22 protein-coding genes are annotated in these 16,899 nt (G+C 43.3%); 9 read left to right on the top strand and 13 right to left on the bottom strand.

Translation table 11 applies throughout. The features are described from left to right. Positions 1-63: 63 nt before the first annotated feature. Both VF412_RS06065 and VF412_RS06060 read left to right on the top strand, forming a co-directional pair. The gene (locus VF412_RS06065; protein ID WP_331338324.1) at positions 64-825 is read left to right on the top strand and encodes a nitroreductase family protein; all 762 of its coding nucleotides are present in this window, start codon (positions 64-66) and stop codon (positions 823-825) included. Between the two features lie 153 nt (positions 826-978). Continuing rightward, positions 979-2,241 carry an alpha/beta fold hydrolase gene (locus VF412_RS06060; RefSeq protein ID WP_331338323.1) on the top strand — a complete coding sequence of 421 codons (1,263 nt, stop codon included), beginning with the start codon at positions 979-981 and terminating at the stop codon, positions 2,239-2,241. Positions 2,242-2,258: 17 nt separating this feature from the next. Here the strand turns inward: VF412_RS06060 and VF412_RS06055 are convergent, their stop codons facing one another. Continuing rightward, positions 2,259-2,537 carry a KH domain-containing protein gene (locus VF412_RS06055; RefSeq protein WP_331338322.1) on the bottom strand — a complete coding sequence of 93 codons (279 nt, stop codon included), beginning with the start codon at positions 2,535-2,537 and terminating at the stop codon, positions 2,259-2,261. A 175-nt stretch (positions 2,538-2,712) separates the two neighbouring features. Then, positions 2,713-3,492, bottom strand: a complete 780-nt coding sequence (locus tag VF412_RS06050; RefSeq protein ID WP_331338321.1) for a helix-turn-helix transcriptional regulator — start codon at positions 3,490-3,492, stop codon at positions 2,713-2,715. A 128-nt stretch (positions 3,493-3,620) separates the two neighbouring features. Between VF412_RS06050 and VF412_RS06045 the strand changes: the two genes are divergently transcribed. Then, the gene (locus tag VF412_RS06045; protein WP_331338320.1) at positions 3,621-3,932 is read left to right on the top strand and encodes a hypothetical protein; all 312 of its coding nucleotides are present in this window, start codon (positions 3,621-3,623) and stop codon (positions 3,930-3,932) included. 34 nt (positions 3,933-3,966) lie between these two features. Here VF412_RS06045 and VF412_RS06040 read toward each other — a convergent pair whose 3' ends face one another. The 3 genes from VF412_RS06040 to VF412_RS06030 all read right to left on the bottom strand — a co-directional run bounded on the left by VF412_RS06040 (position 3,967) and on the right by VF412_RS06030 (position 5,877). Next, positions 3,967-4,344, bottom strand: a complete 378-nt coding sequence (locus VF412_RS06040) for a nuclear transport factor 2 family protein (protein WP_331338319.1) — start codon at positions 4,342-4,344, stop codon at positions 3,967-3,969. Between the two features lie 74 nt (positions 4,345-4,418). Then, on the bottom strand, positions 4,419-4,793 hold the full coding sequence (locus VF412_RS06035) for a hypothetical protein (protein WP_331338318.1): 375 nt from the start codon (positions 4,791-4,793) through the stop codon (positions 4,419-4,421). Next, positions 4,780-5,877, bottom strand: a complete 1,098-nt coding sequence (locus VF412_RS06030; protein WP_331338317.1) for a hypothetical protein — start codon at positions 5,875-5,877, stop codon at positions 4,780-4,782. The genes VF412_RS06035 and VF412_RS06030 overlap by 14 nt, the downstream gene beginning before the upstream one ends. Positions 5,878-6,045: 168 nt before the next feature. Here VF412_RS06030 and VF412_RS06025 point away from each other — a divergent pair, with 168 nt between their 5' ends. From VF412_RS06025 to VF412_RS06015, 3 genes are all read left to right on the top strand, one after another. Next, positions 6,046-6,405 carry a hypothetical protein gene (locus VF412_RS06025; RefSeq protein WP_331338316.1) on the top strand — a complete coding sequence of 120 codons (360 nt, stop codon included), beginning with the start codon at positions 6,046-6,048 and terminating at the stop codon, positions 6,403-6,405. 331 nt (positions 6,406-6,736) lie between these two features. Then, positions 6,737-8,470 carry an APC family permease gene (locus VF412_RS06020; protein ID WP_331338315.1) on the top strand — a complete coding sequence of 578 codons (1,734 nt, stop codon included), beginning with the start codon at positions 6,737-6,739 and terminating at the stop codon, positions 8,468-8,470. Between the two features lie 131 nt (positions 8,471-8,601). Then, positions 8,602-9,495 (top strand): hypothetical protein, encoded by an 894-nt coding sequence (locus tag VF412_RS06015; protein WP_331338314.1) that lies wholly within the window; start codon positions 8,602-8,604, stop codon positions 9,493-9,495. A gap of 44 nt (positions 9,496-9,539) precedes the next feature. Here VF412_RS06015 and VF412_RS06010 read toward each other — a convergent pair whose 3' ends face one another. Next, positions 9,540-9,911 carry a hypothetical protein gene (locus VF412_RS06010; protein WP_331338313.1) on the bottom strand — a complete coding sequence of 124 codons (372 nt, stop codon included), beginning with the start codon at positions 9,909-9,911 and terminating at the stop codon, positions 9,540-9,542. 231 nt (positions 9,912-10,142) lie between these two features. On the opposite strand from VF412_RS06010, the gene VF412_RS06005 reads away from it, so the two are divergent. Further along, on the top strand, positions 10,143-10,472 hold the full coding sequence (locus VF412_RS06005; protein ID WP_331338312.1) for an Hpt domain-containing protein: 330 nt from the start codon (positions 10,143-10,145) through the stop codon (positions 10,470-10,472). Positions 10,473-10,499: 27 nt separating this feature from the next. On the opposite strand, the gene VF412_RS06000 is transcribed toward VF412_RS06005, so the two are convergent. The 7 genes from VF412_RS06000 to VF412_RS05970 all read right to left on the bottom strand — a co-directional run bounded on the left by VF412_RS06000 (position 10,500) and on the right by VF412_RS05970 (position 14,779). Next, positions 10,500-11,015, bottom strand: coding sequence for a hypothetical protein (locus VF412_RS06000; RefSeq protein ID WP_331338311.1), 516 nt, complete (start codon positions 11,013-11,015; stop codon positions 10,500-10,502). 79 nt (positions 11,016-11,094) lie between these two features. Then, the gene (locus VF412_RS05995; RefSeq protein WP_331338310.1) at positions 11,095-11,787 is read right to left on the bottom strand and encodes a MarC family protein; all 693 of its coding nucleotides are present in this window, start codon (positions 11,785-11,787) and stop codon (positions 11,095-11,097) included. A gap of 89 nt (positions 11,788-11,876) precedes the next feature. Then, positions 11,877-12,671, bottom strand: a complete 795-nt coding sequence (locus VF412_RS05990) for a penicillin-binding transpeptidase domain-containing protein (RefSeq protein ID WP_331338309.1) — start codon at positions 12,669-12,671, stop codon at positions 11,877-11,879. An 81-nt stretch (positions 12,672-12,752) separates the two neighbouring features. Beyond that, positions 12,753-13,172 (bottom strand): hypothetical protein, encoded by a 420-nt coding sequence (locus tag VF412_RS05985; RefSeq protein WP_331338308.1) that lies wholly within the window; start codon positions 13,170-13,172, stop codon positions 12,753-12,755. Between the two features lie 76 nt (positions 13,173-13,248). Further along, on the bottom strand, positions 13,249-13,752 hold the full coding sequence (locus VF412_RS05980) for a hypothetical protein (RefSeq protein ID WP_331338307.1): 504 nt from the start codon (positions 13,750-13,752) through the stop codon (positions 13,249-13,251). Positions 13,753-13,924: 172 nt separating this feature from the next. After that, positions 13,925-14,164: a hypothetical protein gene (locus tag VF412_RS05975; protein ID WP_331338306.1), complete on the bottom strand. Its 240-nt coding sequence runs from the start codon at positions 14,162-14,164 to the stop codon at positions 13,925-13,927. 210 nt (positions 14,165-14,374) lie between these two features. Further along, positions 14,375-14,779: a helix-turn-helix domain-containing protein gene (locus VF412_RS05970; RefSeq protein WP_331338305.1), complete on the bottom strand. Its 405-nt coding sequence runs from the start codon at positions 14,777-14,779 to the stop codon at positions 14,375-14,377. A gap of 117 nt (positions 14,780-14,896) precedes the next feature. Here VF412_RS05970 and VF412_RS05965 point away from each other — a divergent pair, with 117 nt between their 5' ends. Both VF412_RS05965 and VF412_RS05960 read left to right on the top strand, forming a co-directional pair. After that, positions 14,897-15,460: a cysteine hydrolase gene (locus tag VF412_RS05965; RefSeq protein WP_331338304.1), complete on the top strand. Its 564-nt coding sequence runs from the start codon at positions 14,897-14,899 to the stop codon at positions 15,458-15,460. Positions 15,461-15,462: 2 nt separating this feature from the next. After that, positions 15,463-16,851 carry a DHA2 family efflux MFS transporter permease subunit gene (locus VF412_RS05960; protein WP_331338303.1) on the top strand — a complete coding sequence of 463 codons (1,389 nt, stop codon included), beginning with the start codon at positions 15,463-15,465 and terminating at the stop codon, positions 16,849-16,851. Positions 16,852-16,899 lie beyond the last annotated feature (48 nt).

The following is a 16,899-nucleotide window of genomic DNA, read 5'->3' as shown; positions in this document are numbered from 1 at the left end:
ATTGTCTCGAAAGCTTCCACAGCCCACTCAAGGAAGCATTAATTGCAAAGTCAGGGATCTAAAATGAACGAACATCGCTCTATTCGAAAATATCAGGACCGGCCCGTGGAGGAAGAGAAACTTCAACGCATTCTTCAATCTGCAAGTAGAGCTTCTAGCTCTGGCAACATGCAAGCTTATTCCATAATCGTCACTAGTGACCCAGAAATTAAGAAGAGCTTATACAAACCTCACTTTGAACAATCCATGGTTCTCGAGGCTCCTCTACTATTGACGTTCTGTGCAGATTTTCATCGCATGCGTGAATGGTTGAAGGTTTCTAAAGCAGCTATGAATTTTGATAACTATATGAGCTTTATGATTGCCTCTATCGATGCGATCTTAGCTTCACAGAATGCAGCCCTAGCCGCCGAGGCTGAAGGCCTTGGAATCTGTTATATGGGTACAACTCTAGCAAGTTGTGCCCAGATTGGCGAAATTCTAACTTGTCCACGTCACGTTGTTCCCGTGGTTGGGTTTTCATTAGGATATCCAGACGAGTCACCGGCTCTAAGGGATCGCCTTCCGCTCCAATCTCTGGTTCATCGCGAAAAATACAATCCCTACTCACTACAAGACATTCAAGCCTGCTATGAAGATCGCGAGACCGCAGGTATGAAACGCTACATGAATGATCCTGAGCTAAGAAAAATGGTAGAAGAATCGGGGGTTGAAAATTTAGCCCAAGTTTATACTCAGATAAAATATACGCGGAAGTCCCACCTACAGTATTCACAAGATGTATTGGCTTACTTAAAAATGCAGGGCTTTATGGAGAACGAGTGACCTTCTTTGAGTATTTGCTCAACGAAAAACTAGATCCGATATTTTACTCTAATATTATTTTTCAACATGGATGCATTTTTATGTTGGTTCTTCATCGCAAATAAGCGAAGTCTTTGGGGCAGAACAACTGATCTTAGACTTTGAGGATTTTCGATGAAGCATCGTCGTTCTGTTATAGTACTTCTTCTAGCTCTTCCACTTCCATCTTTTGCTGCCTACACAGTTTCCGGAATTTCTTCTGGCGGATTCATGGCATCACAAATGGCAACAATTTATTCAGATCAGATTTCAGGCGTAGCAACAGTCGCTGGTGGTGTTTTCTATTGTGCGCAGAATACCTATCAAGAAAATCTAGCGGCCTATGGATCCACAGGCTTCTTTCAGTTCGGCTTCACATCAGAAGGAGTTCTAAAGATTGTAGATCCATTTCAATTGTCTCCCTTGACTGATAAAACAAATAAGAAACCCGCGTTAGAGCCACTACCACAAAATCCTATGTACCAAGCCATGACGGTTTGTATGAATCATCCCGAAGGAACACATCAACCAGAGAATTTAAAAGATGGTGGTCGCCGTGAAATGAATTTAGACTTTTTAAAAGACTTCGAAAACCACGGCGCCATTGCTCCGCTCGCAAACATAGCGAACCAAAGAGTTCTGATCTATCACGGCTCTAATGACGAGGTAGTACAAGCAAGCATGGCAGAAAAGTTGAACCAATTTTATAGTCGCCTTGGCGTTCCTTCAAATTCTATTAAAATGGTTTACTCTTCAGGAAATCACAATTTCCCCACGACCAGAACCGACGGCATTGACTGTGCCGAAGCGAAAACTCCATACATCGCCAACTGCAATCTCGATATTGCCGGACAGATTCTGAATCATCTTTTAGATCGAAATTTAATTCGTGGAGAATTCAAAGAAGAAAATCTTTATAAGGTCACTCAAGTGAATGCCCCTCGATCAGTCGCCTCTTATGGATATCTTTATGCCAATACTTTCTGCCTGAAAAATCCTGCAGCTTGTGATTTGCACGTGGCCCTTCATGGCTGCAAGATGTCGGATTCGTTTGATGACAATTTCCAAACTGCTTATGAAGCGAAAGTTCAGCTCACTCATGTTCTCTCGGTTCAAGACTATGAGTTTTCAGCGCACAAACCTCAAATGGGGGCCTATCGATTTGCCCATGACTCGGGTTATGGTGAATATGCCGAACCTGTACAAAATCGCATCATGATTTATTTTCCACAAACGCAAGTCACCACTGACAATTTTCCTGGAAACCCTAAGGGATGTTGGGACTGGTATGGCTGGACCGGAGCCAACTACGCAACCAATCAAGGGCAAGAATCATCATGGTTGATTGAACAAATGCGCAAAGTAAAGTCACAGCCTAAAAGCTTGATCATTTACTAGCAAAAAGATCAAACGATCTATTCCACGAGATCAATAACCGCACGATAACCTTTTCTGCCTGCCATAGCTGCTAAAAGGTTTCGCAAGGCACTGATTGTTCTTCCTTGAGTACCGACCAAGCGTCCTTTGTAGGCGGGCGACACGTTAATCCTAAATATCGTCGAATGCTCGCCGTTCACATAGGTCAAATCCAGATCGTCACCACATCCGGTCAGCTCTCGCACTACGATCGACATGATCTGACAGATAAGTTCACAATGGGCTATCAGTTCATCATTCTTCTGATCCAAACTCATACTTCATTCCTTGATCTTAGAATTTATTGGATTGCGGAAGATTGTAAACTATCGAAAAGAACCCTGGTCCACGAATCGTGTCCGAGGTTTCTTTGGAACAGAGAAATCCCTGGTGATGACTGGAAAGATCTGCACAGCAAAAAATCCAAAGCCGTGCACAAATCCCTCTCAATGATTAAATATCCACAGGGCTAAGCATCCCACGGCCCTGATTTTGCCAGATCGAGAACACATCAGAAAGCAAAATCCCAGAAACAGTCAGGCTGTTTTTGTTTTTCGATTTCAATTCGATCTCTGAAAGATTCAAATATTTTGAATACACGTCCATCAAATCTCGACTAAAACTTTTATGACTTTCTGGTGACAAAAGAAATTCGAAAGGTTTGCAAATGCTCCCCGTATCTTGGGAGTATGTTGAGGATTTATAATTAGCTCTCGTGTATTCGAATAAGGATTGAATGTTCTTTGCAAAGTAAGCTCGCTGAAGAGCCCCGTTTTCGCGCCACTTGTACGGGAACTTTGCCAATAATGAGATACGATCTTTAGGCATAAGTTTGATCAATTCAACGTCCTCCAAACGTTTGAGTCGCTTTCGTAGTTCCGGCTCTTTCAGGCTCAATGACTCTTTGATCTCTTCGAAAGAGCTGCTCTTTATAATTTCACGGAAAAGCATCAGGTAAGAAAAATCCTTCACAAAAAGTTGCTCTTGATCTTCAGAAAAGAGATATACTTTCGAAGAATCGTTTTTACTCATTTCAATCAACTCGTAAAGAGTGACCCCAAGGCATTCTGCAATTTCCGTTAACTGAGAAATTCCGATTTCACCTTTATTCAAACGACGTTTCACTGTGGCCGTGGAAATCCGCAAAGACTTTGATAGATCTTTATACTGAAGCCCCTTTTGCTTCATGAGGGTTTTCAGACTGTTTTTAATTTTTGTCTCTTCAAGTCTCATAACCTATTCCTTCGGTGCTCCAAAAAAGCTCAAAAAAGAGTTTGCGACAGGGTCAATTTATGACCTTTTAATAGATTAATTTAATGAAAGGGTCAAAATAAATTATCTCTTTAAGCACGGAGGTTCCCATGAATAAGTTCATTCTTACAGTGTTTTCCATCATCACAATGGCGGGCTCAGCATATGCTGGTTGCAATCCTTGTATTTGCGGAAGCGGAGGTGGTTTTCCTCCTCCACCAGATTGTGGACAGTTTTCAAGTAACAGGCAGGTTATGGATCTGCTTTCTCAACCATCAATCCAAAATGATCTCGAAAGCCGCGGCGGTTTGACAAAAATTCAAAGCTTTCAATCCGAAAATTCAGTTGTTTATCACTTCACAACCAGCCAAGGCGAGGTGTTAACAACACCAGAACTTTCCCTTGAGGCTCTATCTTTTTAAAAAAGAAAGGGCCCATTACTGAGCCCTTTTTTTCTTACATAGTATAGAAGAATTCTTCTTTGATGATCTTGCCATTTTTGACAGTGTACAAGGCCACTTCTTCCATCTGCCATCGTTTATTTGTTTTTTTATCTGTGGTATCGTATTTGAAATGAACAGCGAAACGATCGCCTAAAGGAAATGGACCATCTACTTGCGAAGAATGAACTTCCATCGAATCTTCCCATTGTTTATTTTTCTTTTTAATAGCTTCTAAGCCCTTTACCTGCGACGGCATTTCGGGAGATTCCATTGCCTCTTGGCTGATGATATCTTCAGAGTAAAGTTCTTGGACAGCTTTTAAGACTTGATTGCTCTTGCAGTAATCGACAAGCTTTTTGCCAACTTCCAGAGTGTCCTTTTGCATTTCCATAAGAAACTCCTTTTATTGAGGACGGCACCTCACCTGAATTTTAAGAGCAGCAGCCCCCAATGAGAATGGAAATGCTATTGTTTTTTGGCTTGAAGTCCCAATGCTGACAGGTCGACTAAAGACCCATCTTTAGCTTGGCAGAAAGCATTCTGACTACCGCGCTCGTTGGCCCCCATGACAACCGTGCCATTTACGAATTTGCAGTTGCGCGAACCAGGATTTTGAACAATGCCTTCGTCTGAAAGTCGCAATCCTTTCACTTTTTTCAGAAACTCGACAGCGCCGCATTTTTTATCAAGGCATATTGCAGAGACCATGGCCTCGTATCTTTTATGATAACAAATTCCTTCCTTCTTGCCGTTGACGGTCCAAGACAATTCATCACAAGCGAAGGCGGCATTTGAGTTCAATAAAAAAATAATGGCGGTAAGAGTTTTATTTAAAGACACCGACACCTCCGACATTGGGAAGAAGGTTCTTGCTGTCGAACCAGCAGCCCACATACTCTGCCACTTCGTTAGGATCTGTACAAAGCTGTTTGTATTCACCTGAGCGAGTTTTACATGCACAAGCAGTCGCACCATCAGGCTTCCAAAAAGCGCCATAAGAATTGCGGACGAGATAGTTGCATGAGCCATTGATATTCATTCGTCCCGAAACCACAACGGCATGACTGCCACAATCTTTTTTTATATTCGTGATCCATGACCGAGGAGCCATCCCAGCGATCCCGCCTCGCAAACCTCGCGAGTTGGGATCATCAAAAAAGCCGGAGCACAAGTTCACTTCCGCAGGCATCCCGCCTTTCAGGGCCTTATCCATGGCCTTCCCCATATCCCCGTCACTTCCCACAGTGAACATTTCAAGTTCAGGGATCTTCACTGGATTGCTTTTGCAACCCGTGAAGGTTTTGGAAAGAACCACCGTCGGAGCCACCGAAAACAAACCCTTCTTTTCCAAGGTCGCTTTCAGGTTTTCTTGACGATCACAATCCATACTCATGCGCTGGGAAACTTCGCCATAGGTCTTCACCCAATTTTTATCCGCAAACATCCCACCATAGTTCTTGTAGACCACCTCAAGAAATCCAAGGATTTCAGGCTCAGAAGCACCACTGGATGTTAGTTGCGAAAGTTTTTGCTTCACTTCTTTATCGCTGCAAACACCCTCTTCACGCAGGGCTGCAATCACGTCATTGGCGCGTCCACCATCATCAAGGGAACTGTCTTTGATAGTTTTATTTTTGTAGTACGTGGCCCAACCAGCATACACCGGATTGGTGAGGTCGTAAGAAGTATCCCCTTTTTTAATACGATAATAATCCACCATCTCTGAGGCAGCATAAGCATAGCAAAGATTCGAACCATCTTGGTCGTACATGGGGATTTTATTGAATGGAGAATTCTTGTCCTTGTTGAGATCAACTTCAGGACAGCTAGCACTTGTCGTATCCACGTAGGGCGCAAGCTTCCCATATCCATGAGAAACAGAGGTCCCAACTACTCCTAGAAATAAAAGACTCCACCATCGCATTACTTTATCTTTCCAGGCAGAGCGTATATTTGACAACGGACCTTCGTCTCGCAATCTTATCAATTTATTGCAAAGTATATAATGCGTCTCGCACATAACATGTTGTATTTCCTTCGAAGTTTAACATCTGGTAAAAGGCCCCATCCAGCCAATCGAAAAGGATGATTTATGAAACTAGTTATCGTAGCTCTTTTAAGCATTATCGGTTTTAACGTTCATGCCGCAGTCTCTGAAGATGTAAAAGACTTAGGTCAAAAACTTCACGTAAGCGATGTCTGTGCGTCGAAAATTCTTTCTAAGACAACAAAGCAATGCAACATCGACGCAAAAGCAAGAGAAGGTGCTGATCTTGAACACAGTTGCTTTTATGCTTACGACATGACGGGCTTTACAATGGAACATCCAAACGAAGGAACTTTTGAAGTGGTCTTCCGCGCGGGTGACGATGATCTTTATAGCTATCTTGTTTACGTAACGGACGAAGCAGACCAATACGACTGCTCTTTCACGATTAAGGCAAGCAACTAGCCTATTGCCTTTTTTCTAGGATATAAAAAGAATCTCAACAGTGGGTTAGACTCTTCACTAACTCGAAGCGTCTAACTTTACGTTGATTTTAGAGCCTTTCTGCGATCAAGTCTCAGATTTCAAACGGCTTTATGGCGATTTTTATGTTTTTTTTACGCTCTTAAAATTGCCTTTTAGCTTATGTTCTTGCAATAAAAGATACTTATTTTTTAATACTGTTTTTACGGAGCATAAGTCAGTGGGTTTCGTTCGTCGCCTCAAGAGAACCCTTGTTGGGAGTCCCCTATCATCAGAACATCTCGCACACGAGCTTATTCCGAAATGGAAAGCCTTGGCAGTGCTTTCTTCAGACGCTCTGTCGTCTGTTGCTTACGCGACGGAAGAGATCCTGATTCCACTTTCCTTGTTCGCGACAACGGCTGTGGCGTGGTCCCTGCCCATCGCTTTTGCTGTGGCAGCACTTCTCGTGATCATTACTTTGTCTTATCGTCAAACCATTGATGCGTACCCTAACGGTGGTGGTGCCTATACGGTTGCAAAAGAAAATCTCGGCCGCAAAGCAGGTTTGATCGCTGGAGCTTCTCTTTTAATCGACTACACATTGACTGTTGCTGTATCAGTAGCGGCTGGCGTTGAAAACTTCACGTCGGCTTTTCCGGGGCTGACCGAGCACAAGGTTCTTATTGGCGCTGCCGTTATCTTGTTTGTGATGTTGATGAACCTGCGTGGAGTTAAAGAGTCTGCCAGTGTCTTCGCCCTTCCCACTTACTTCTTCGTCATTTCTATCATAACTTTGATCGTCGTCGGCGGTTACCAACTTCTGATGGGCTACGAGATCGCCAAAGCACCGATTATTCATGAAGTGTATCCGGAAATTCCTGTGTTCTTGCTTTTACGTGCGTTCTCGTCGGGATGTTCCGCGCTGACCGGGATTGAAGCCATCTCGAACGGAATTCCTATTTTCAAAAAGCCTGCTCAACGAAATGCTAAGATCACAATGGTTTGGATGTCGAGCCTTTTAGGATTTATGTTCTTAGGAATCACATTCCTCGCTCATTTATTGGGTATTGTTCCTCACGAAGGTCAGACAGCGGTATCTTTGCTTGCATCTCAAGTGTTCGGCACAAACTTCATGTATTACTTTGTGCAAATTTCAACAGCGTTAATTTTGTTCTTGGCTGCAAACACCAGTTATGCGGACTTCCCTCGTCTGGCAAGTCTGCTAGCTCGTGACGGATATTTGCCGCGCCAATTGGGAAGCCTTGGTGATCGTCTTGTCTTCTCGAATGGGATTATCGGATTAAGTCTTGCCGCAATGTTTTTGCTGATTATTTTTGGAGGCGTCACCCATCACTTGATTCCTTTATATGCGGTGGGCGTATTCTTATCATTCACATTATCGCAATCAGGAATGGTGCGCCATCACCTGCGCATTCGTGAAAAAGGTTGGGTTCGTGCATTGATCTTCAATTTGGTCGGAGCCATCACAACATTTGTAATTCTTCTGGTGATCGCCATCACGAAGTTCACGAGTGGCGCTTGGATTATTGTTTTATTAATTCCTGCCTTCGTATGGTTCTTCCTTAAAATCAAAGAACATTACTTGTATGTCGCTCGTCGTTTAGGAAAACTTTCTGGTGATCACTCATTAGAGGTGATGCCTTCTTGTCATGCGGCTTTAGTTCCTGTTTCAAACTTGCATCCTGGTGTTTTACAAGCACTTCACTATGCGCGCTCTATTTCCCGCGATGTTCGCGCTTGCTATGTAGAGCTTGGAATCGAGCAGACAGAAAAACTAAAAGAGCAATGGGCCAAGGTCGTTCCTGAAATTCCTTTGGTGATCTTGCCGTCGCCTTATCGTTCTGTCATTGAGCCCGTCCTTAATTATATTGATCAGGTTCACTCAGAACACCAGGCGACTCAGCTGATAACCGTCGTTATTCCCGAGTTTGTGACCAAACGCTGGTATCACCAGTTCCTTCATAATCAGACGGCCTTTGTGTTGCGTGCTTACTTATGGCTTAAGCCAAATACCGTGGTTTCCAGCGTTCGTTATCATATTTAATAACGATTCTGGTCACCATATGACACCGATTTAGCTAGGGTCGCTAAATGACGGATTGCTTAGGACGATCCGTCATGAATCTCTCTCGATTTGAGTTGAAACTCGATTAAACTCGATGTTAGTCGTTGAGCATGAAAACAGCAGTTCTTTTTGCATGTTTCTTTTCTTTCCTAGGAATGTCTTCTCTGGCGGCGGCTCGAAGCCTCGAGGACGCACAAGTTGTACAAGCTCTTCCAACAGGGGACTTTTCTGTCGGTATCGGCTCTATTCTTAAGGTTGATTCAAAGCCACAAATTCTTTTAGGAGAACTCGTCAATCACGACGGCACCTGGAATTCTTTGATGGTTTTAGATCCCTCGTCGGCAACAGTGAGCTATGTTCAAGCGACACAATCACCGACTCCTCCACAAGGCTTGCAAACAGTCCTAAAGCTTTACCCACAACAGGGTGGCACTTGCACCGGTTATGCTTTGGACGATTACTTACTGCAATTAAATTTGAGCGGATTTACGGGCAGTGGCGACTTAGCTAAAGACGTATCGACGGAAGAAGGTCGCACCGGTCTTCTGGCCGATGCTATCAATCAGTACTATTTGGTGTTGCAACACCGTTTTTCAATTTTGGGTATTATGAATAGCTATGGCAAGAAGTACGGATTTTCTTGCACCAAGAAGACTTTCGATGATTTAGCAAAAGCACAGGACTACGTAAAGACAGCGGCTCAGACAGGATCTCCTGTTTTGATTTCCTTCAACGTCGGCATGGATATGACCAACGGTCCTTTTAAACTTCAAAAGAGCGATTCTAAAGATGCCGAAGACATTCGCTTGTGGCTTCCTCGGCGTGTAGGTGAAAGAAATGGTGGCGGTCACTCTGTCGTCGCCGTCGGGGGTTTTTCGGTCAATCAGAATGACTATCTAGTGATGTTAGATTCCGACTGGGATCTACCTCGGGTCTGGGATCTTCATGAAGCACTCTCTGATCGAACGGCCATCGACGAGGTTGAATTCTACACCTGTCATTAAATATTCTTGCGACCTTACTAGTGAGGTTTGCCATGAAGATTATATTACTTCTGTTTGACCTGACAGTGCACTTTGGTGTGAGGACCATTCATAACGACAACAACTTCCGTTGACTTGTTAAAGTTAATGGTTCCATTACACTCGGCCGGAGATGTCCCGGCAGCAATCACAGTTTTATAACGGACAATAATCTCTGCATCGGGTTCGACGCTCTTTTTCAAGGTCATTTTTTTATTAGTCAACAACCGCTGCGAAAGCGCCTGAGTTAAAACTTTGCTTTGACCATTTTTTGTAGCCACCAGTTCCGCCGAAACGTCTGTAATGAAACTTCCGTAGTTAACTACTGAAAATTGAACTGTCTTAGCCTGCGCCACTCCGGATAGTACCAAAACTGCTAATACAATAAGCTTTTTCATTATAACCTCTTATTAATTTATATACTTTGATTTTACTTAGTTTGAAAATCGAAATTCAAGGTTTCAAGACCTCAAAGTTCGCGCATTCCATAAAAAATCAAAGGGGATCTGTTTTCATTTGTGGTTGTGAAGTCTGGGCCATTTCGTATACTAGCGATGCCTGGGAGTTTTATGGCTTTGTTTAAAGAAATAATTGGAAGCACCAAATTTAAGCACATCGAGCTATCTCGAATGGAAAGCCTTTTGGAATTCGACGATGGCAAACAAGACCTGGTTCTGCAAATCATCGAAATTTATCTCCATGATACTCCTCAGATCATACAAAGTCTTTTCCAGAACTCCGACATAAATGCCATTCACAAAATCGCTCATGACTTTAAATCCATGAGCGCAAATGTGGGGGCGAATAATTTGGCGACTCTTCTCGAAAAACTTGAGAAGTCCACAGGCCATTCAATTCCTGCTGGTTTTGATTTGCAGAATACCCTTCTTGATATTCGCACTTCTCACGAAGGAGTTTTTTCCGAATTAGAAAGGCTTCGCACGATGTTGAAGCCGTAGCATCGGCACTGCTCTCTAAAAAACTCTTTAAGGCGTCCCAGCAAATTCAATTGATACCGGAGCTTTTTTATCGCCACTTGCAATATGCCCCTTCAATTTAAAGCTTTGAGGAGGCGCCGCTTCGTCAGGATTTGGTGGTGGTCCCTGAAAAGTATAAATAACTTTCGCAGACTCACCCTCTTTAAGTTCAAACTTCTCTTTAGGACTCTTCATAGGAACATATTTTCCAGAGGCATCATAACGTCCCACTTTTTTAACCGGCAAAAGTTTTGTCCCAGCTGTGGTCAAAACAATATCAGCAAACCCTACGGACTTTGTCGTACTCTCTTGATTTGTCACTTCAACCTCTAACAAGGTATTTATATCAATCTGCTTAAGCTCAAACTGGAAGAGGACTTTACTTACCGAGACTTCGCGATTGCTATCCACCTTCACCGAAGCCGGCGCTGTCACTTGTGCCGGTTGATAGCGAGATACAGAAGCACACCCCAGCAGGCCAAACAAAAAAGACAAGAATAAAAAAGAGTGAATTCGTAAATCCATCTTTCAAAGATACGCGGGAAGACCTTCGACCGACAATGGGACGCCACAAACTGTGTGAAACGTCACAATATATATAGAATTAGATATTTAAAACGCTCACACTTGCCTTCAAAATTGGTAACATCTCTTTGATTCCCGACGCAACCATCTCTATAGATGTCGCGAGAAGCAATAATCCCATAATACGCGTCATGACGTTAATTCCAATTTGTCCTAAGTTACGTCCAATATCCTGAGAAAAAAACAACATATAGCGAATGGCTATTGCTATAAGAACCACTACGATCACGGCTCCGACCCAATGATATGTCGAAGTAAAAGACTTAGCTTGAATAATACAGGTCGATATAGCACCGGGTCCCGATAGGAGCGGAATAGCTAATGGAATAATGCCAATCTCTCGTTCGAAGTCGACACCTTCCAATTCTTCGCTATTGATCTTGGAATCAGACTGATGAGCTGAGATCATACTAAACGCAATTGTGAATAAGAGAATGCCACCGCCAATGGTGAACGACGAAATGGAAATACCAAAAAATCCTAGAATTGTTTGCCCACAAAATAAACTGATAAGAATCGTCGTGCCCGTCGCAAGAGCTGTTACATTCGAAACCTTACTGATATTCAAATTTTTCTTTGTGCGAAGAAATCCAAGAAATACAGGAATAACTCCAATAGGATTTAAAATAGATAAAAGAGTGATCGAAAATTTCAAGATGTCATTCAAGGTCTGCATAGAGCTCCAGCCAACGATGGTGACTAGATATCTCATTCATTAACTGGAAAGGCATGTTTGTGTTTGGTCAATTTTCTCTTCAGAAAATGACAGCATTCATTCAAGCCTGACTTAGAATGATTGCCCTACTGCTGTGCCTCGAGAATTTTCAAAGCCATCCCCTTTGCTTCAAGGCCGGCATACCCTTCTGTGCGTTTTTTTGAGTCGCTGAAATTCAGGGCAAATGAGTAGGATTCACTTCCTTTTTCAAGAACACCAACAAACCATCCCTGTTGTTTCTTACAAGCATTGCCATCTAAACAACCGGTACCCGTTTTTCCATACACTTTAAATCCCGAAGGAAGCTCTTTATAAAAAAGAATTTCTTTTTCCTTTTTAAAAGTTTCATCGGAAAAGACCTTCTCAGTCCAAAGAGACCTCAAAACCTGCACCTGTTCATCGGCAGAAATCTTCAGGCTGGAATCAAGCCAGAACCGAGTCAACCCGCCGCTGATATCTTGATTTCCATAATTAAGCTTCTTCAAATATTTCTTAATCGTAGCTTCACCCAATTTAGAAGTGACCACTTGAGAAACCCAAATCGTGGACTCAGTGATCCAGGACTGCGGAGTTTGATCCTCATTCCACTCAACACGACGGCGTTTTACACCATCCCAAGGAATCTTTGTCGAAGGTGTTGCAAATATTTTTTCTTCAAAAGCTATAAAGGACAAAGGCAACTTAAAGGTCGAATTGGGAGAGAGTCGTTCTTTACAACGCTGGGGATTGTACAAACCGACTGTTTTTCCCGTTTGATTATTGATTTCAATAAAGCAGCCAACGCGATCACCGAAAATACTTTCATCAACATTGGCAGTCTTTGCATAAGAAAAAGATGAAAAAAGAAAAGAGCTTGTTAACGTGATGATCAAGTATTTCATATCATGACGTTATGTCTATTATAGCATTAGATCAAGTTCTTCGAAGCTGGGAATCAAGTTCCAATCGCATAAAACTCTTTACTACCGAATTTCAGAAATTTCATGCACCAATGTTTTCACATCCGACTCGGAAAGCGATGGATTTTTAGCTAAGGCGCTCTGAAAAGCCGCGATCTCACGACGAGGCCGAGCTAAATAATGAATAGACAAAACAACTGCGGTTAGTAAAATAAATCCGGGAACGCTTGCAAGCCCTAAGAACCCCACGAGCAAAGTGTTTCGTAAAGTCTTCTTCGCATCTTGCTCGATCACCCCCGGGGATAAGACAGCAAAATCACTTGCAGCACTCGACCAATACATTTCTATTTTTTGAAGGTTATTATTCAATGTTTGAAGAGTCTTCGAACGCAGTTGTTTACGAGTGACATAGAAGTTGATTGATACAACCGTCATTGAAAGAACAAAACATGTGAACCAAACAGCCAAAATAATTTCAACCATACGAGCATACTGCTGCATTTATCGGTGGTTGACAATAGGAAGGCCCGACTTAAACGCTGGGTCTTCCTTTATTGCATTAGAAGCCACAGAAAAGCGAGAACTTTTCCCACGCTTGAATTTGGGTAGCGTCGGTATGAATCGTATCAGTGGTACGTCCTCCGCCATCGACAGCCGTCACGTAATTTCCGCTCGAAGTTTGAATCGCATATTGCCCCAAACCTAATGGGATCAAAGTAAATTTCTCCCAAGCTTGTAACTGTGTTGCATCCGAATGGATGACATCTGTTGTGCGACCACCGCCACCGACTGCCGTTAGATAATGCCCATTTGAAGTCTTCAGTCCATAGTGTATCAAAGGAGTACCGTCTCCGGAATCTTCAAAAACGAATTTTTCCCAAGCTCCAACTTGGGTTGCATCCGTGTGGATCACATCGGTTGTGCGTCCCCCACCACCGACTGCTGTCACAAAGTGACCATTGATTGTACGAATAGCACAAGTCAGGGGACCATTTGCCGCTTGCGAGGCCGAAGCAATCCCTATCAGAATTATCGATGTTGAAACCAGCCATGATATTTTCATAGATGTCTCCCTTTATTAAAGAAAGACTGTGACAGTTTTTCTCCATCGGCAATGTTCATTCTGACACTTATGAGTCTGCTCTATATCTAATGAGACAAAGTAAATTTCCCATGTAAAGGGGCACTTTAGCGGTTGAATATTTAAGATTTAGCAGAAGTCCAGATGCCAAATATTATGCGCTTTCGACATCTTTCACTTTACGGATAGCACGCAAAACAGGTTTGCTTTCAACAGTCTGAGGAACAGCAATAACGACAGACCCCGGGCCGAACTCCCAGGAGTCGCTCGAATCCCCGTTAAAGGGTTCGCCTAAAATAAGATAGCGACTTTCTGAAATTTTCTGGGCACGTACGGCCTTCCAGCTACTTTCAGAGGGTCCCTTGAAAATCTTAATGTAGATAATTTCGTTCATACTTCCCATTGTGCTGTTTGTATATTCTAAGCTTAAACAAAAGCTTGTCACGTCAAAAGGCAATCAATGTCCTTCGAACTCTTGTATGCTATGGACATCTCATGCATACAAATGAAGCTTGGAGTCCGCTCAATCTCGAAGAGATACAGAGTCTCTTTATCGAACAAATGTTTCAATTTTGGATATCCAGTGGTGGGGCTCGCCTCAGATTTAATTGTCTTTGATCGAAGCATATTTCTCGCGCACCTTCTTAGCCGCGGGCCAATTTTCACGAAGCCAATTGAAAAGCACCTTAATAGGAGCACGAATCGAAAGTCCCAGATCGGTCAATTCATATTCCACACGTGGTGGGATTTCAGGGAATACATGCCGCGTGACCAATCCGTCTTGCTCAAGATTTCTTAACGTGGTTGTCAGCATTCTTTGAGAAATCCCAGGAATTTCTTTTTTCAGTTCAGAAAAGCGACAACGATTTTTTGGCTTATTTGCCAAAACCACGATCACAAGCAAAGACCACTTGTCAGCGATGCGACTTAAGAATTGTCGGAATGGATTGTCATTGTCGTTCCATATAGCAATCTTTTTTTTAAATTTTTCTGCATGATCCTTGCCCATTTGTTACCTCCAAGTAACTGAGTAACTAGAAAGTGCCATCTTGTGTGTTCTTGGTTCTGTGTTACGTTCAAGTATATATAAGTAACTAAGTATAGAAAATATATAATTGGAGACATTATGAAACTTGATCCTAAAACCACGGCAGTCCTGACGCTGGATTTTCAAAAAGGAATTTTAAGCATGGTCCCTGGTTCTGAATCTGTTGTTGATACCGCAGCAAAAGTTGTCGCTTTTGCCAGAAAGAATAATTTCTGTCTAATTCACGTTGGACTTGGATTTAACGAAGGCCACCCCGAAATCCCTGAGCACGCAGGCTTCGCGCAACTGAAGCAGAACAATCTTTTTGTCAAAGGCTCCCCTTCAGCAGAATTTGATGCTCGCTTGATTCAACCCCATGATTTGATCATGCACAAACAACGTATCAGTGCATTTTCAGAGAACCAACTGTCCATGATATTGCGCGCGAAAGGAATCAAAACCCTGATCCTTTTTGGTGTCGCCACCAGTGGCATCGTACTTTCAACTTTGCGCCAGGCTTTCGATCTCGACTACAAAAGCATCGTCATTAAAGATGCCTGCGCTGACGGAGACGCGGAGGTTCATCGTGTTCTCACCGAAAAGATTTTCTTAAGACAAGCTACGGTAACAACCGCCGACGTTTTTATTGCGGAACAAGGATAATTTTGGAGCAAATTCAAGATAATACTCGGTTAGATCCTAAGATCTGGAAGGTCGTAGCAGTTGTGCTATTAGGGCCTTTCATGACCCAGCTGGATTCAACTGTTGTGAATGTATCTCTGTCAACAATACGCGATGATCTCAACTCGACGATCTCCGCTGCCCAATGGATTATCAGCGCGTATCTTTTAACGATGGCGCTGATGTTGCCACTGAACGGCTGGTTGGTGGATCGCATTGGAGCAAAACGTCTTTATTTAGGCTGCTTCAGCCTCTTCACAATGGCTTCTCTTTTCTGTGGTCTGGCTTCAACGATGGATCAATTGATCTATGCACGAATTCTACAAGGCGTTGCTGGTGGACTTCTTGCTCCCATGACTCAGCTGATGATCGCTCGCGTGGCAGGACGACACATGGCTCGCGTGATTGGTTATGCCGCCGTCCCTGTTTTACTCGGACCTATTTTAGGTCCTGTACTGGCCGGAGCTATTTTAAAATATGCGCACTGGCCATGGCTTTTCTATATCAACTTGCCCGTAGGTGTCATTGCCGTCACCTTGGCCTTCGTTCTTTTACCTCATGACGACAATGTGACACATAGAAGGCCTTTTGATCTTTTAGGATTGCTGACGATCTCACCGGGGCTTGCCCTGGCACTTTATGGGCTTGAGCAAATCGTTCACCATGAACCACCTTGGTACCTAATAGCAGGTGTTTTATTGCTCACCGTCTTCTTCTGGCATGCACGCAGGAAAAATGTGGCCGCCCTCATTGATTTAGAGCTGTTTAAAAATAAAATCTTTGCGACAGCCTCGCAAACACAGTTTCTTTCAAATGGTATCGTCTACGCCGGCCAATTCTTAATCCCGCTTTATCTAACGACAGGTGTCGGTTTAGATGCGGCTCGTACCGGCTGGCTAATGATGCCTATGGGGCTTGGTATGATGTGCGCCTATCCTATGATGGGGAGTTTGACGGAAAAATATGGCTATCGCCTGGTAGCGACAACAGGTGTGGTCTTAGCTTTTCTGGGAACACTTCCATTTTTATGGATGAGTCTTCATGAATTTTCAGCGAGCCTGACAGTGATCTGTCTTTTTATTCGCGGAGCTGGTCAAGGTGCCACTGGCATACCTTCAATTTCTGCAGCTTATGCAGCAGTTCCAAAGGAGAAATTAGGCTTAGCTAATACGGCATTAAATATCGTGCAAAGACTGGGGGGCCCTGTCGCGACGACAGTGACGGCGCTTGTGATGACCATGTCGGCTTCACCCGGCCCATCGCAGGGCCGGGGTCACGAATTTATCATTCCATTTATTGCTTTGAATATCTTGCAACTCTTAGTGATTACATCAGCAAGTCAGCTGCCTGCACAGATTCCTCATCACAAATAAGAAGAGGCCCGCACTAGGCGAGCCTCTCTAAAAGAAAAAAATATTTTT

The sequence above is a fragment of the Bdellovibrio sp. genome (assembly GCF_036384735.1).
In the GTDB taxonomy this organism is placed as follows: Bacteria; Bdellovibrionota; Bdellovibrionia; order Bdellovibrionales; family Bdellovibrionaceae; genus Bdellovibrio.
Note: the sequence above shows the minus strand (reverse complement) of the source record. Positions and strands in the feature narration are given on the sequence as shown.